General features: G+C 48.8%; 10 protein-coding genes. 7 read left to right on the top strand and 3 right to left on the bottom strand.

Translation table 11 applies throughout. From position 1 onward, the window contains the following. Together WBJ53_RS04070 and WBJ53_RS04065 are read left to right on the top strand one after the other, a co-directional pair. Entirely contained in the window at positions 1-1,629 is a 1,629-nt protein-coding gene (locus tag WBJ53_RS04070) for a HAMP domain-containing sensor histidine kinase (RefSeq protein WP_338874777.1), read from the top strand. A gap of 78 nt (positions 1,630-1,707) precedes the next feature. Next, positions 1,708-2,406: a PHB depolymerase family esterase gene (locus WBJ53_RS04065; RefSeq protein WP_338874776.1), complete on the top strand. Its 699-nt coding sequence runs from the start codon at positions 1,708-1,710 to the stop codon at positions 2,404-2,406. 72 nt (positions 2,407-2,478) lie between these two features. On the opposite strand, the gene WBJ53_RS04060 is transcribed toward WBJ53_RS04065, so the two are convergent. After that, positions 2,479-3,855: a Gfo/Idh/MocA family oxidoreductase gene (locus WBJ53_RS04060; protein WP_338874775.1), complete on the bottom strand. Its 1,377-nt coding sequence runs from the start codon at positions 3,853-3,855 to the stop codon at positions 2,479-2,481. 238 nt (positions 3,856-4,093) lie between these two features. Beyond that, positions 4,094-5,395, bottom strand: coding sequence for a glycosyltransferase family 4 protein (locus WBJ53_RS04055; RefSeq protein WP_338874774.1), 1,302 nt, complete (start codon positions 5,393-5,395; stop codon positions 4,094-4,096). 583 nt (positions 5,396-5,978) lie between these two features. On the opposite strand from WBJ53_RS04055, the gene WBJ53_RS04050 reads away from it, so the two are divergent. Further along, complete coding sequence (locus tag WBJ53_RS04050; protein ID WP_338874773.1) at positions 5,979-6,404, top strand: hypothetical protein; 426 nt, start codon at positions 5,979-5,981, stop codon at positions 6,402-6,404. A 67-nt stretch (positions 6,405-6,471) separates the two neighbouring features. Here the strand turns inward: WBJ53_RS04050 and WBJ53_RS04045 are convergent, their stop codons facing one another. Next, positions 6,472-6,888 (bottom strand): response regulator, encoded by a 417-nt coding sequence (locus WBJ53_RS04045; protein WP_338874772.1) that lies wholly within the window; start codon positions 6,886-6,888, stop codon positions 6,472-6,474. A 153-nt stretch (positions 6,889-7,041) separates the two neighbouring features. On the opposite strand from WBJ53_RS04045, the gene WBJ53_RS04040 reads away from it, so the two are divergent. The 4 genes from WBJ53_RS04040 (at position 7,042) to WBJ53_RS04025 (ending at position 15,717) form a co-directional block, all read left to right on the top strand. After that, positions 7,042-10,551, top strand: a complete 3,510-nt coding sequence (locus WBJ53_RS04040) for an ATP-binding protein (protein ID WP_338874771.1) — start codon at positions 7,042-7,044, stop codon at positions 10,549-10,551. Between the two features lie 109 nt (positions 10,552-10,660). Continuing rightward, complete coding sequence (locus WBJ53_RS04035) at positions 10,661-11,551, top strand: ThuA domain-containing protein (RefSeq protein ID WP_338874770.1); 891 nt, start codon at positions 10,661-10,663, stop codon at positions 11,549-11,551. A 94-nt stretch (positions 11,552-11,645) separates the two neighbouring features. Further along, positions 11,646-14,822: a PVC-type heme-binding CxxCH protein gene (locus tag WBJ53_RS04030; RefSeq protein ID WP_338874769.1), complete on the top strand. Its 3,177-nt coding sequence runs from the start codon at positions 11,646-11,648 to the stop codon at positions 14,820-14,822. Between the two features lie 19 nt (positions 14,823-14,841). Then, positions 14,842-15,717 (top strand): sugar phosphate isomerase/epimerase family protein, encoded by an 876-nt coding sequence (locus WBJ53_RS04025; RefSeq protein ID WP_338874768.1) that lies wholly within the window; start codon positions 14,842-14,844, stop codon positions 15,715-15,717. The last annotated feature ends 10 nt before the right edge of the window (positions 15,718-15,727 follow it).

The following is a 15,727-nucleotide window of genomic DNA, read 5'->3' as shown; positions in this document are numbered from 1 at the left end:
ATGATGTGCGGCCCACATGCTACTGGCAAACAGGTGCCAGTTGTGTCTCCTACCGACATGGATTTTAAAACGCTAGAAAAGCGATTCCGTATTATTGAAGCGACAGAAATAGGCCCGAAGCTACAGGAAGCTTACATTGCCGAAATGCTGGCTTTTCTGAAAGCCGACAGTTGCTATATTGTTCAGGAACGCGACGAATGGACCGCCACGGTTCCGTTTTCCAGTTCGCCTATAAAAACATCAAGCCTGCTCAACCCTGCTCAACTCAACGATCTGACTCAATCAACACCATTCTTTTTCGATCAGAACTTTGTGCCACGCCGGGCCCTGAAAGGAATATTGGGCAATTTTAAACAGGTGGCTGGCTTTCGGTTAACAAATTATACGTTTAAAGGCTGGATACTGATTGGCTGGGAAATGCCATCCGATGATTCGGTGGATGACATTGAAGATGCCTTATATCGGTTTAGCGATAAAGTATTGATTAGCAGCTTATCGCTTCAGCGCATTGCCCTGGAACAACAATATCGGTTTTTGTTTGGCATTGTTCCTCAGGCCGTAATCCTGATCAACGAAGACGAAGAAACAAGCTGGGTAAATCAGGCCGCCGTTGAATTACTAAATCTCGAACCCGGCGAACTTCGTCCATCACCTGCCAACTTATCGGTTGGCATGATGCAACTGCGAAACCGGGCTCAGAATCTGGACGAGATCAACCAAACAGCCTCCAAATTTATTCATGATCCGAATTTCAGCATTAAAGAATGGATCTGGACGTTCAGCGACCGAATTTTATCGGTACTAACACGACCTATTTTTTCTCCTTATTTTAAGGGCCGAATCTGGCTATTCAATGATGTAACGGAGCTTTATCAGAAAAATCAGCAACTCTTTGAGGCCAATCGCGAAATCGAAAACTTAATCAGTGTTATTGCCCATGACCTTAAATCGCCCTTGTCGACCTTAAGTTTTGTGTTCAGTTTTCTGCCGATGAATGGTCCGCTCAATGACGAACAGACCGAGAACATCGAATATGGTCAGAAAACCATTAAACGTGGGCTTAATCTAATCGATAGCATTGTTTATTTCAACCGGCTTATTACCTCCAATCTACCCATAAATCGGCAGGACATTGAGCTCGACGATCTGATCGCTGTCATTGTCGATGGTTTTGCCGCACAGGCTTATCAGAAAGATATTCGCATTCATGTTCGCAATCTGGAACGGCCGGTAATACTACACACCGACCCCGAATCGCTGGTACGCATTCTTGATAACCTGATCAGTAATGCGCTTAAATTCTCTCCGTTTGGCCGAAATGTATATGTTCAGACAGCTCTGCGCGGCCAGCAATTAACCCTTTCTGTTCAGGACGAAGGGCCGGGTATTACGCCAGCCGATCAGGAAAAACTGTTCAAGCGGTTTCAGCGGCTGTCGGCTCAGCCAACCAACAACGAAGGCTCGTCGGGCCTGGGCCTATCGATTGTAAAAGCATTGGCCGAGAAATTAGGCGCTACCATTGAAGTTGACAGTACAGTAAATATCGGTACTACCTTTCGACTCGTATTCCCGGCCGAATATGTCCACCTGAGCGATCAGTTGGCCAGTAAAAACCCTAACACGCTGTAGAAACCAACTGGTTCATCCGCAAAATGCTGTTACATTTCGCTCATAATTGAGGACCTTTGCCGTATTATTTCTACCGATATGACCCGGTTCATTGCCTTCGCGTTCTGGAGTTTTCTGGTTTATTATTCTAACTACAAAGCGTTGGGCCAGGCAACGGTAAAAAGCAAGGCAGAAGCAAAGTACCCCTATCTGCTGTATTTACCGAACGACTATGCTACGTCGAAGGGCTCTTACCCGCTGGTTATTTACCTGCACGGGGGTTCACAGCGTGGCAACGACCTGAACAAACTTAAGGTATACGGCCTGCCCTCTCTGGTTGAAAAAGGAAATCATTACTCCTTTATTATTGCTTCGCCCCAATGCCCCGATGGCAAATTCTGGTCGACCGACAACTGGTTTGAGCCACTTTATGCTGAGTTAATCAACCGCTACCGCATCGATACGAAGCGAGTGTATCTAACGGGCATCAGTATGGGTGGGTACGGTGCATGGCAAACCGCGGTAGCCTATCCCGACAGGTTTGCGGCTATTATGCCGCTCTGTGGTGGCTGCGACGATTCAACGCAAATTTGTAAACTCCAGAAAATACCAATATGGACTTTTCATGGAGTTGCCGACGATATTGTGCCCATCAGTGAAACCGAACAATTGGTTAAACGGCTGGCCCAATGCAATGGTCAGGTTAAATTTACCCGTCTCGAAAATCAGGGGCATAATATACAGTACCTGTTCGACGACAAAACACTCTACAACTGGCTCCTGAAACATCATAAATGAGCTGAAAGCGACCGGGGGTCATGGGCGGATTGATTGCCCATGACCCCCGGTCGCTTTCAGCTCATAAACTGTCTACACTGCGGTAGGATCCGGATGTATCCAGGGTTGGCGGTAGGGCCGTGCCAGCAGGGCGTTGGCTTCAGAATCGCCTACGATCTGGCGTTTCTGTGGATCGTAGATAAGAGGCCGTCCTGTTTTCATAGACATATTCGCCAGAATACAACTGGCCGTAGAAATATGTCCCTCTTCAATATCGGCCACCGGGCGGGAGCCCTTATCGATTGCATCCAGGAAATTGAGCATATGCAGCCGGGTTGCCGGTGCAGCATTCAACTCAATTTTAGGCTCAGTTGGTTCGGTCACATCTTCCGGATACTTCTCTTTTTCATAGACAACATCCAGGTGAATTTTTTCGCCCTTCCCATCCGGAATGAAATCACAAGCCATCGTGCTGGCCCAGAGGGTTCCTTTTTCACCATACAGCGTAAATGACCAGGGATAAGCAGGATTGTTGGGCGTTCCCCAGGTCCGGTGCTGCCATACGCAGTTGAGGCCATCGTATTCGAACAGAGCAGACTGTGTATCGGAGATGTTAGACTTGCCATCTTTCTGAACATAGATACCGCCCGTTGAGCTAATTCGGTTGGGCCAGCCTAGTTTCAGCATCCAGCGAACAGTGTCGAACATATGCACACACATATCGCCCGTTATACCATTCCCATACTCCATAAACGTCCGCCACCAGCGCACATGCGGCAAGCCATCGTAGGGGCGCATAGGAGCCGGACCAGTCCACATTTCATAGTCCAGAAAATCGGGGACAGCTTGCACCGGTGGGTTACCATTGTTGCGCATGTGCAGATAACAACACATTTCTACATGGGCAACTTTACCCAGCAAACCAGCATCGACAATTTTTTTCTTGGCTTCTATCAGGTGTGGTGTGCTTTTTCGCTGCGTACCTACCTGCACAACCCGGTTATATTTACGAGCGGCAGCCACCATCGCTTCGCCTTCAATGACGTCGACACTAATGGGTTTCTGCACATAAACATGAGCGCCAGATTTGACTGCATCAATCATTTGCAACGCATGCCAATGGTCGGGTGTACCGATCAGCACAATATCGAGTTGGTTATCGGCCAGCATTTTCCGGTAATCGCCGTAGAGCTTAGGTGTCTTACCGGATTTCTGGCGCTGACTTACGAGCTTGGCCGCATAGGCAAGCATATTTTTATCAACATCGCAAAGCGCAACAACCTCTACAGGTGCCACCTGAATCAGCCGAAATAAATCGCTTTTTCCATACCACCCCGTACCAATTAACCCAACGCGCAGGGTTTTTGCAGGATAGATTAAATCCAGCCCCCGTTCGCCAAATGTCGAAAGGGCAAGTGAAGCCGTAGTTCCCTTAAGGAAATGGCGTCGGTTAATATTAAAATTATTCATGCAAGTTGAGGGTTTCGGGTGGTATTCCCGACGTTATAAGGACTGAATTAGAGTACATTTCCGGTATCGGCTCCTGCTAACCAGTACACCGACCCTTTCTATAGTAAAAGCAGAAAACTCCGGAAACTACCAATCTGAGCCGTCAACAATACGGCATAAATCATCGTAAGCAGTAAGCTTCTAAACTACGTGGGGCAAAAAAAGTACCTGATGCACTCCTGTCAACTACTAGCAGGCACTAGGGCACGGAGCTGCTTTCGCTTTTGGGGACAGCAAAGGAGGTTGTCCGACCTGGCCGTTTAGCCGTACTGGCAACCGATAATAGTGCCTGTTCGATTCGGTCAATGGCCTGGTCAATTCCCCACCGATCGGCTACCATTTGCCGTCCGTTCGACGAAAGGCCCTCAAAGAGATTTCGATTAGTCAGTATCCGCAGAACGGCTTCCGCAATTTCGGATGGCCGCCGACTGGTCAGCAGGCCATTATAGCCATCGTTGATTGTTTCCCGCACTCCGCCTTCGCCAACAGCTACTACCGGCAATCCGCAGGCATTGGCCTCAAGTGGAGCCAGACCAAATGGTTCAAGCGCCGACGTATAGAGCAGACAGGAAGCCGTATTGAGTAGTTGGAGTAACTCCTGGTGAGGTACGTATTGGCGAGGCTCAAAAACAACACCAAGCTGATCGCTCAGAGTGATAAGCTGAGACAGGTAATCCTGATTGCCAATATTACCAACCCAAACGAGTTTAGGCCTTTCGGCAGCATCGATCTGCGCCAGAGCTTTAATAGCCAGATCGGGTTGTTTAGGCGGATGAAACGATCCTAATCCCATTACGAAGGGTTCGCGGGGCAGGTCCATAAATGAGAACATGTCCATGTCAATTCCCAGATAACAGACATCACCGCCCCCACCATAAGCCCGAAGCAGGCTCTCATTACTATAAAATGAATTTACGAGTACTTTAGTATAGCTCTGATAATTGGCCACCTCCTCCCGAACAAGAACACGGGCCCGATGAGTCCTGATCGTATCACGCCATACGTATTTGTAATACGACAGCGAATACCAGTATTTGGGCCAGCATGGCGGAGCGGCCCAATTTTGTTCGGGGTAGGCTTCGTATAGCGATCGGTTTGGCTCGCCCAGATAAAGTACTTTCGGAATGCTCTTGATGAACCTCCCAATAAAAGGCATGTTAAAATAATGACAGGAGTTGGCAAACAGTACATCAAACTGCCCTGCTTCGATCTGCTGAGCGCATTGCTGACAAAACGCCAGCATCCGTTTAACTCGTGTGCTATTCTGATAAGCCAGCGAGCGAATATCGTCCAGATAATCGATGCGCACCCGCGTTGCTATAGATAATGGAATAATATGTGTTTTCGCAACGTAGGAATCGACATCCAGAAACTGGCTGTCGGCCAGCGATGAGGTCCAGACTTCAATATAATGTCCTCGCTCTGCTAATCCTTTGATATGCTGATGTAATGCTCTGCTAGCCCCTCCACTGGGCAGATTATGCCATATCGCTATCTTCATTATTGTATGCTTATCAACCTAAAAAATTAGATTTGATATAAGTATTTCCAGCAGAAAGAGGGCATCGAACAGGCATTACGTTCTTTGAGATACAAATTCAGTTAGCCAATTCTGTCATAATAATAAGACTTAGGGCGCATTTACCCCAAATTAGTATAGTAAACGGTAGCAAGTTGCCCAAAAGCGCGAGGTTGATTGGATTGCCTTTTTTATTTGACAGATTTAGAACCAGACTACCTCCATTCGGTTTTCACTAGCCCCCGTTCAGGTAGTTAACCTGGAGAAATATGGGAACACGGCGCAATCAGAAACTTAACGGCACTAGAAATATACGGACTTACTTTTCCATATTGACCTTATTTATTAATAAATATAAAAGAAAAATGCTTTCACTAAAGAAAAACCATTACTAAACTATTAGTATACACAAATTTAAATACCTGCTAATAGCCATGCCATTCATGGACTAATACTACCATTCGACCTAATTAATCAAACTTACCATTCTGGCTCTTCTCTTTATACTGCACTTCTAAAAGCAACATCAGGCTCGTTAGTTTTTCCTTTTCTAAACTACATTGTTATGAATGCTTTTTCAGGTTTTCTGCCAGTAAGTCTCACCCTGGTACTCTCGATGATGGTTTCAATTGCGCCGACACTGGCCCAGAAAGCACGCCCAACCAAACTCGCTCACTACGAAATAGGATCGTATATCACCGCCGATAGTACCCGACTCCGGGTTAATGTCAACAAGGAACTAGGTGGCGAAGTACATGTTCATCTGGTCGATATTACCGGGCATGTTCTGTTTGAACAACTTATGGACCAGGCCGATACAACCGTCCGACTGAGCCTGAATCTGATGGAATTAGCAGCAGGAAACTATGCACTTAAAGTATCCAATGGGCTTGATGTCACCATACGTGAATTTCAAATTATCTCCCGAAAACCGGTTCGGCCCAGTAGAACAATTACGCTATTGTCGCAGAAATCAGATCATCTCAATTAACAGCTCTCAACCCAGGAAAGTTGTTCCCGCGTTTATGTATGGCTCCCTGGCTAACACCGTCGACCCATCAGGCGGTGACCACCCTGGCTATGGTCGACACCATTGTTTTGAACCCCTCCAGATCGGTAGGTTTCGTTAAAAAATCGGCTGCTCCGGCTTTTTTGCAATATTCTTTATCTTCCTGCTCCGAAGAGGTTGTTAAAATCACAACCGGAATTGCCTGTAGCTCTTCATCTGATTTTATTTGCTTCAAGATATCCCGCCCATGCACCTTAGGTAAATTAAGGTCCAGCACAACCACATCGGGTCGTTTATTGCTCTTGGTCAAATATGGTAGCACCTGGTCGCCTTCTTCCAGAATTACGACATCGCATAACAGCTCATTGACCCGAAAAGCATATTCGAACAGGTCAATATCGTCAGGATCATCTTCAATTAATAAGATTTTCAGCGGGCCGGAAAGAGCCTCTGGCTTTTTTGCCATAACCGTAGTAATTAGCAAGAAAGATAGTCAATAGTTGTGTTTTGTGGTGCCCCGACAGACTGGTTATACAACAACTCAACCTGGCATGCTGGCCATACTAAACCCAAACAATCTATCTTGCTTTTTTTACTGATTCGCTATTCTACTCGCGTCATGAATAATAAAATCACCCACTCAGAAGACTTTCTCAGTAGTGAAGGAGAAATGGGCGAACGGCTACGGGCTATAGATTGGTCGAAGACCCCGCTAGGCCCAATCGACCAATGGCCTCAAAGCCTGAAAACATCCGTTAATCTGATGCTTAACTCGCAGCATCCGATGTGGATTGGCTGGGGCCCCGACATTACTTTTCTCTACAATGACGCTTATATTCCGGTTCTTAGTCTGGCCAAGCACCCTCGGGTTCTGGGTCAGCCAGCCGCTCAGGTATGGGCCGAAATCTGGGATTTTTGTGGTCCGTTAGCCAATAAAGTTTTTCAGGAAGGAAAAGCAACGTTTGTTGACGATGTTCGCCTGTTTATGAGCCGGGGAGATTACCTGGAAGAAACCTATTATTCGTTTTCATACAGCCCAATCCGCGATGAATCGGGTAACGTAGCCGGGCTTTTCTGCCCCAGTAGCGAAGTAACGGAAAAAAATCTGGCTACCCGACGCTTACGGACCTTGTCGGAACTAGCCGCTAAGGCCCTCGTTGAAAAAGCTGCCGACGCAGCCTGCGCATCCGTAGCCGATACGCTTGCCAAAAACCCGGACGATATTCCGTTCGCCCTCCTGTATGTACTCGACCCGATCGGAAATCAGGCCCGGCTGGAACAGGCTATACGACTAAATGCCAGCCAGGAGGCCATCAGCCCACTCCATGTAAATCTGGAAAACCAATCGACCAACAGTGTGCTCTGGCCACTGGCCGACGTTATCAAAACAAGTAAATCTACAGTTGTATACATACCCAATCATACCGACCTTCCCAAAGGACTGGCCGATCAGCCAGTCCGCGAAGTAATGGTGATGCCCCTTATTTCGCCCGGACAAAATCATCCGCTGGGCGTTTTAATTGCGGGCGTAAACCCCGGACGGCAACTCGACTCGGATTACCGAACTTTTTTTGAACTGGTAGCCAATCAGGTAGCCAACGCTATTCAGAACGCCAGAGCCGCCGAAGAAGAGCGAAATAGACTTGAGATGTTAGCCGAAATAGACCGGGCGAAAACCGTATTTTTTAGCAATGTTAGTCATGAGTTCCGTACTCCTCTGACGCTTATGCTGGGACCATTGGAAGAAGCATTGAAGCAACCCGACTCAGCCCTGTCAACCTCTCTTCACGGCAACATCGAAACGGCTTACCGCAATGCCGTTCGACTACAAAAGCTGGTCAATACCCTACTCGACTTTTCCCGCATTGAAGCCGGCCGGATGCAGGCTCATTTTGAAGCCCTGGACCTGGCCTTATTAACCGAAGAACTGGCCAGCAGCTTTCGCTCGCTGGTCGAAAGTGCAGGCATGAGCCTATATATTCAGTGCAGTCCGGTAGCCATCGGTAGCGTATATGTCGATCGCGAGATGTGGGAAAAGATTATTCTTAACCTACTCTCGAACGCCTTCAAGTATACGTTGGCAGGTTCGATAACTGTTCTGTTGAAATCACTGGCGAACGAAGTGATCCTACAAATCAAAGATACCGGTGTTGGCATACCATCTGAGGAAATGCCACGCCTGTTTGAACGATTCCATCGGGTAGCGACCACCCGTGGCCGTACATACGAAGGCACCGGTATTGGTTTATCATTGGTTAAAGAACTGGTCCTGATGCATGGCGGCACCATAACCGCCGAGAGCCAGCCTGGTGTGGGCACAACCTTTACGGTTCATCTTCCGATAAGCAACGTGTCGGCTTTACCCTCTACGCCACCCCCCAGTCAGCAAGTATCGGTTCGCAACTCTCAGTTGAAAGCCTATTTGACCGAAGCCCATCAACTTCTTTCCGACGATCTACCCCAACAGCCGTTAGCACAAGGCAGCCCGTCGGCAACTAGCTCACCCGAGCTAGTTGCCCCATCTAAAGATGTCAGCAAATGCCAAAAGATTCTGGTCGTTGATGATAATGTCGACATGCGAATGTACATCCAGCGGCTTCTGGAACCCCTCTACCAAATTAAAACTGCACCCGAAGGCCGATCGGCCCTGGAGTTGATCCAATCGGAACCGCCAGACCTGGTATTGAGCGATATTATGATGCCCATCATGGACGGCGAACAGTTATTAAGAACCCTAAAAGCCGATCCAGTAACGGCCCGTATTCCGGTAATGCTTCTATCGGCACGAGCTGGCGAAGAAGCTAAAATAGATGGCTATACGGCAGGAGCCGACGATTATCTGATTAAACCTTTTTCGGCCAATGAGCTGCTGGCCCGTGTGCGCGCACAACTCAGCCTCTCTCAAGAGCGCAACCGCGCTTCCGAACAGCTAAGGAGCCTATTTGAGCAGGCTCCGGTAGTGATGGCTATTTTAGGGCTGGGTCCCGATTTTGTTTTTGAACTGGCCAATCCACATTATGCCGAATTGGTTGACCGATCTCCTCAGCAATTGCACGGCCAATCACTGCTTAAAGCATTACCTGAGCTGGCAGGCCAGGGCTTCGATCAGTTGCTTGCGCAGGTCACAACAACGGGAGTTCCTTATCATGCCAATGAAGCTCCGGTTCAATTAATTCGGAATAGCGAATCGTATACGGTTTATTTGAACTTTGTTTATCAGCCCCGGCGCGAAGCCAATGGGAACATTACGGGCGTGCTGGTACTGGCCACTGATGTTACGGAGCAGGTACTTAGTCGGCTAAAAATAGAAGAAAGCGAGCAACGCTACCGAAAACTAGCCGACGAGCTCGAAATTCGGGTTCAGGAACGAACACAGGCACTCAGTCGCAGCAACTCAGCACTCGAACGGTCTAATTTCGATCTGATGCAATTTGCATCGGTTGCTTCGCATGATCTGAAAGAACCCCTGCGTAAAATTCAGGCTTTTAGTAATATTCTTCAAACGCAAATTGAGGACAAGCTTAGTACCGACGAACTATCGTACTTCGGCCGGATCACGAGCGCTGCCAGCCGAATGCAGGCGCTCATCGATAATGTACTGACACTCTCCAAAATTTCGCAATATGACCTCCCATTCGAACAAACTGATTTAAATGCCCTGCTGAATCGAATCGTTGAAGATCTTGAGATTACCATTACTGAGAAAAACGCCCGTATTTTCCGCGAACCGCTCCCGCTCCTCGAGGCTATTCCTGGCCAGATGCACCAGCTCTTTCAGAACCTGATCAGCAATGCACTTAAGTTCAATCAGAGCAACCAGCCAACGGTTACCATTAAGGCAATGCCACTAACCGCACAAGACCGGCACTTGGCGCATTTAGAATCAACAGATCTTGTTAAAATAAGAGTTGAAGACAATGGAATCGGCTTCGACAAAACCTACGAAGAAAAAATCTTCGGACTGTTTCAACGGCTGCATGGTCGAATATATCCAGGAACGGGAATTGGGCTGGCTATCTGCAAAAAAATTGTTGAAGGTCATCATGGACACATAAAAGCAGAATCGAGGCTGGGACAGGGAACGGCTTTCGACATTCTGCTACCCCGCAAACAACCTATACAGGAATAGCGACCCAGGAACAGATTATTTCCTGAGCCAAACTAAATTAGCTAAGTAAATTCCCGATCATATTCTCTTAACTGATAAGCGAACTCATCCGTACAAGAAAATTATCTCTATGAACACTCAACGCAGACTCTTTCTGCAACAAACCGCTGGTCTGCTTGGGCTGGCAGGTTTGTTGAGCCTGACAAAAAATAAAACCTTTGCAACCTCCCCAACAGCCGCCAAACCCTATGTTGTGTTTGTTACCGGCGACCACGAATACAGTGGCGAATTAACATTGCCTTTCATTGCTGCCGAGCTTGAGAAAAACTATGGCATGCGAACCAAAGTGCTGAAGTCAGTTCCCGACTACAACGGCGAAAAAGACATTCCCGGCCTGGAAGTACTCCGTGAGGCCGATCTGGCTGTTTTCTTTCTGCGTTGGCGTCAGCTACCGCAAGAGCAGTTAAACTACATCGAAGAGTACCTCAAATCGGGCAAGCCGGTTATGGGATTTCGCACAACCACGCATGCCTTTAATTATCCCGATGGCGATCCCCGGCAAAAATGGAACGCTTTCGGCGAATTTGCACTGGGCAGCCCTCCCGGATGGGGTGGTGCAGCCAAACATACGCACTATGGCCATAAAAGCACAACCGACGTCACGATTATTCCTGAAGCCGCTAAAAACCCTATTCTGACTGGCGTTGCCCCTTCGTTCCATGTAGCCTCGTGGCTCTATCGCGTTCTGCCCGACTATCCGGCCAAAGGAGCCGTTCCGCTGCTGATGGGCAAATCGGTCAATCCCGACAAAGAAGCTATCGACAACCCAGTTGCCTGGACGTGGCAGAACCAGTGGGGCGGAAAAACATTTATGACAACCCTCGGCCATCCCGAAGATTTTCAGGTCGAAGCGTTTCAGCGCCTGGTCATCAACGCCATTCACTGGGAACTTGGCAAACCTGTTCCCAAAAAGTGGAAAGGGAAAATAGCTATTAATGTTCCCTACGGTCATCCAAAATAATGTTGGATGCTGGATAGTAAACGTTTCTCTAAAACCCAACATCCAGCATCTCATGTCCAGACATTTTCCCTAAACGCCTTCCATTAATCAAAGAATGACTAAATCCAGAATCATCGGCATCGTTGGGCTGCTCAGCACAGTTGGCTTAGCCCTGATCGCTTTTAGTGCTTTCCATTCCGGCCAGCCCCAATCGCTTTCGGTCAGTAAGGGAGCCCATATTGTACTGATTGGCAACAACCTGGGTTCTCGTATGTTGTTCTACGACAACTTCGAAACCGAAATGCAGGTACGTTATCCGGAATCCATGCTGTATATCCGCAACATGTGCGATCCGGGCGACACGCCTGGTTTCCGTCCGCGTTCCAGCCGCAATCTGCCGTGGGCTTTTCCGGGTGCGGAGAAGTTTAAGGAAGGGACCGAATATGCCAACAATTCACACAGCGAAGGGCATTTCGATACACCCGATCAATGGTTAACCCGTCTGAAAGCAGACGTGATTGTCGCCTTCTTCGGTTATAACGAATCATTTCAGGGGAAAGCCGGGCTCGATAACTACAAAGCCGAACTGGATGCGTTCGTAAAATGGACGCTCAATCAGAAATACAACGGATCAACAGCCCCCCAACTGGTGCTGGTTTCGCCCATTGCCTTCGAAGACTTGTCGGACAAATATGACCTACCGAACGGCAAAAAAGAAAATGGTAACCTGGCCCTGTATACTAAAGCCATGCAGGAGGTTGCCCAGAAAAACAACGTTCGTTTTGTTGATGCATTTACGCCTTCTCAGCAATGGTATGCCGCCAGCACCGAACCGCTCACCATCGACGGCTCCCAACTTAACGAGGAAGGGTATAAGCGACTGGGTATTTTGCTGGCCGATCAGGTATTTGGCAAAGCATCGCCCAAAGCCGATGCGAACCGCAAGCTGGTTCACGATGCCGTGATGGAAAAAAACTGGATGTGGCATAACGACTTCAAAATTCCAAATGGCGTTCATGTCTACGGTCGTCGGTACAATCCGTTTGGCCCCGACAACTACCCGGCCGAAATTGAGAAAATTCGCGAAATGACCGCCATTCGGGACACGGCCGTTTGGCTGGCAGCCTCGAAGGGTGAGAAAATGGATCTGGCGGCCGCCGATAAGAATACCAAAAAATTACCGCCCGTTAAAACCAATTTCAACCCGGAAAAGAATGGGAGTCTTACTTATCTCTACGGCGAAGAAGCGCTCAGCAAACTGAAAGTACCACCGGGCTATAAAATCGAACTGTTTGCGTCGGAGCAGGAGTTTCCCGATCTGGCCAAACCCATGCAGATGTCGTTCGATAACAAAGGGCGGCTGTGGATTGCTACGATGCCCAGTTATCCGCATTACAAACCGGGCGATTCGAAACCCAACGATAAAATCATTATTCTGGAAGATACCAACAACGATGGCAAAGCCGACAAACAAACCGTCTTTGCCGATGGCCTTCACCTGCCCCTTGGGTTCGAAATTGCCCCGGAAGGCGTTTATGTATCACAGGGGCCTAACCTGAAATTTCTGACCGATACCGATGGCGATGGTAAAGCCGACAAAGTAGAAATTCTGCTGAGTGGATTCGATGACCACGATACGCATCACAACAGCCACGCCTTCACGGTCGATCCATCGGGTGCCATCTATTCGGGCGAAGGGGTCTTTCTGCATACCAATGTCGAAACGTCGTATGGGCCTGTTCGTGCTACCAACGGCGGATTTTATCGGTATGCCCCTCAATTGCACAAGCTTGAGCGGACGGCCCAGCTATCGATTCCCAACCCCTGGGGTATTGCATTCGACGATTGGGGTCAGCCTTTTTTTGCCGAAACATCCAGTCCCGACGTTCGCTGGATGATGCCGGGATCGGTGTTGCCGCGCTATGGCGAGTTCACTCATAAATCGGTTCAACTGGTTGAAGAGGCTCACCGGGTTCGGCCAACATCTGGTCTCGAATTTGTATCGAGCCGACATTTCCCCGACAACATTCAGGGTGATTTTCTGATCAATAATACAATTGGTTTTCTGGGCACCAAAGAACACACACTCGTCGACGATGGTACGGGCTACAAAAGCCATCATCGGGCCGATCTGATTGTGAGCGAAGATCGAAACTTCCGCCCTGTCGATATGGAATTTGCCCCCGACGGTTCGCTCTATGTGATCGACTGGCACAACATCCTGATCGGGCACATGCAGCACAACGCCCGCGATCCGCTGCGCGACCATTCGCACGGGCGGGTGTATCGGGTTACGTATCCGTCGAGGCCACTAGTTAAACCAGCAAAAATCGACGGAGCCAGTATCGACGAATTATTGGACAACCTGAAACTTCCTGAATATCGAACACGATACCGCACTCGCCGTGAACTACGGGGTCGCGATGCGGCCCAGGTACTGGCCAAACTGAATACCTGGGTTGCCAAACTCGACAAAAATGACCCGCGCTATGAACACCATTTGCTGGAAGGGTTGTGGGTAAGCTGGGGGCTGGATAAGGTCGATCAGAAGTTGCTGCGTCAGGTACTTAAGGCAAAAGATTATCATGCCCGCGCTGCTGCGGTTCAGGTGGTGCGGTATACGGGCCATCAGGTTCCCGACCAGGCCGACCTGCTGATGCAGGCCGCTCGCGATGAAAACAGTCGTGTTCGACTGGCGGCTATTGTTGCCGCTTCCTGGATAGGTCCGGAAAAAGGGTTGCCCATTCTGGCAGAAGCCGCGAAAAAACCGCTGGACGAATGGATGATCCATGCTCATACAGCCGCCGTTGCTCACCTGAAAGATGAGAATGTAAAAGAAGAGAAAGAAGATGCCACCAAATCGACACTGAAAGGTGCCGAACTGGCTTTGTATAATAAAGGGAAAGAGATTTATGCTCGTGAAGGTTATTGCGCAACCTGCCATCAGCCCGACGGAAAAGGGCTATCGGCTTCTGGGTTTCCGCCCCTGACTGGTACCAACTGGGTGCTGGGTAACGAAGACCGTCTGATTAAAATTGCGCTGAAAGGCCTGCTGGGCCCTATTGAAGTACATAATCAGAAATATCCCGGACAAGTGCCCATGACCCCCTTTGGTGGCTTGCTGAAAGATGATGAAATAGCGGCCGTACTGACTTACGTACGCAACTCATTTGGCAACAACGCTCCAGCCATCAGGCCCGAAAAAGTAAAAGCTGTTCGAACGGCAACGGCGGGCAAAAAAGATTTTTACTCACCCGATCAGTTGCTCAAACAGCATCCGATGGAAAAATAATAACACTAACCTTACCCGTATGCCTACGTTACAATCTTGTCCGGTTGGTTTCAATTTGCTGGCCTGGTCAGCGCCTATATCCGAAAAAATGTATCCAATGACGGAGCGCCTGAAAAAAATCGGTTACGATGGCATCGAATGCTTTATCGATTATCAGGACGCTTCGGCCTATAAACAGTTTGGCGATCATTTACAGCAACTGGGCTTGCAAAGTACCGCCGTAATGGTCATGAGTCCCGAAGAAAATCCGGCCAGCCCGTCGCAGACAATTCGTGAGCAGGGGCTGAACCGGCTTAAGCAAGCCATCGACCAGGCACATGCCATGGGCGCTACGGTCATTTGTGGCCCCATGCATTCGGCTTTTGCTACGTTCTCCCGGCGCGAACCGCAACCCGACGAATATGCATATAGTGCCGAAGTGCTCCATGCCGCTGGCGACTATGCCCAACAGGCAGGTATTGTACTCGCTCCCGAAGCCCTGAACCGGTTTGAATGCTATCTCTGCAATACAATGGCTCAACTGGCCGAACTGATTCGCCAAACCGACCACCCAACTGTTCGGGCCATGTTCGATACGCACCATGCCAACATGGAAGAGAAGCGGTTCCCGGATGCGATACGCACCATTGCTCCTGTACTGGCACACGTTCATATCAGCGAGAACGACCGCGGAACGCCCGGTGCCGGACATATCCCCTGGGACGACACCTTCGCTACACTGGCAGAAATCAACTATACCGGCTGGATGACCATTGAAGCCTTCAGCCGAAACGACATCGATTTTGCCAACAGCATCAACGTCTGGCGCGAATACAACGATCCGTGGGACATTGCCGAAAATGGCTATACATTCATAAAAACCATGCAGGCTAAATATGCTGGCCAACTGGTTTAGAGGCCAATAC

It is taken from the genome of Spirosoma sp. SC4-14 (assembly GCF_037201965.1).
Classification (GTDB): Bacteria; Bacteroidota; Bacteroidia; order Cytophagales; family Spirosomataceae; genus Spirosoma.
This window is presented reverse-complemented; position numbering and strand designations above follow the sequence as displayed.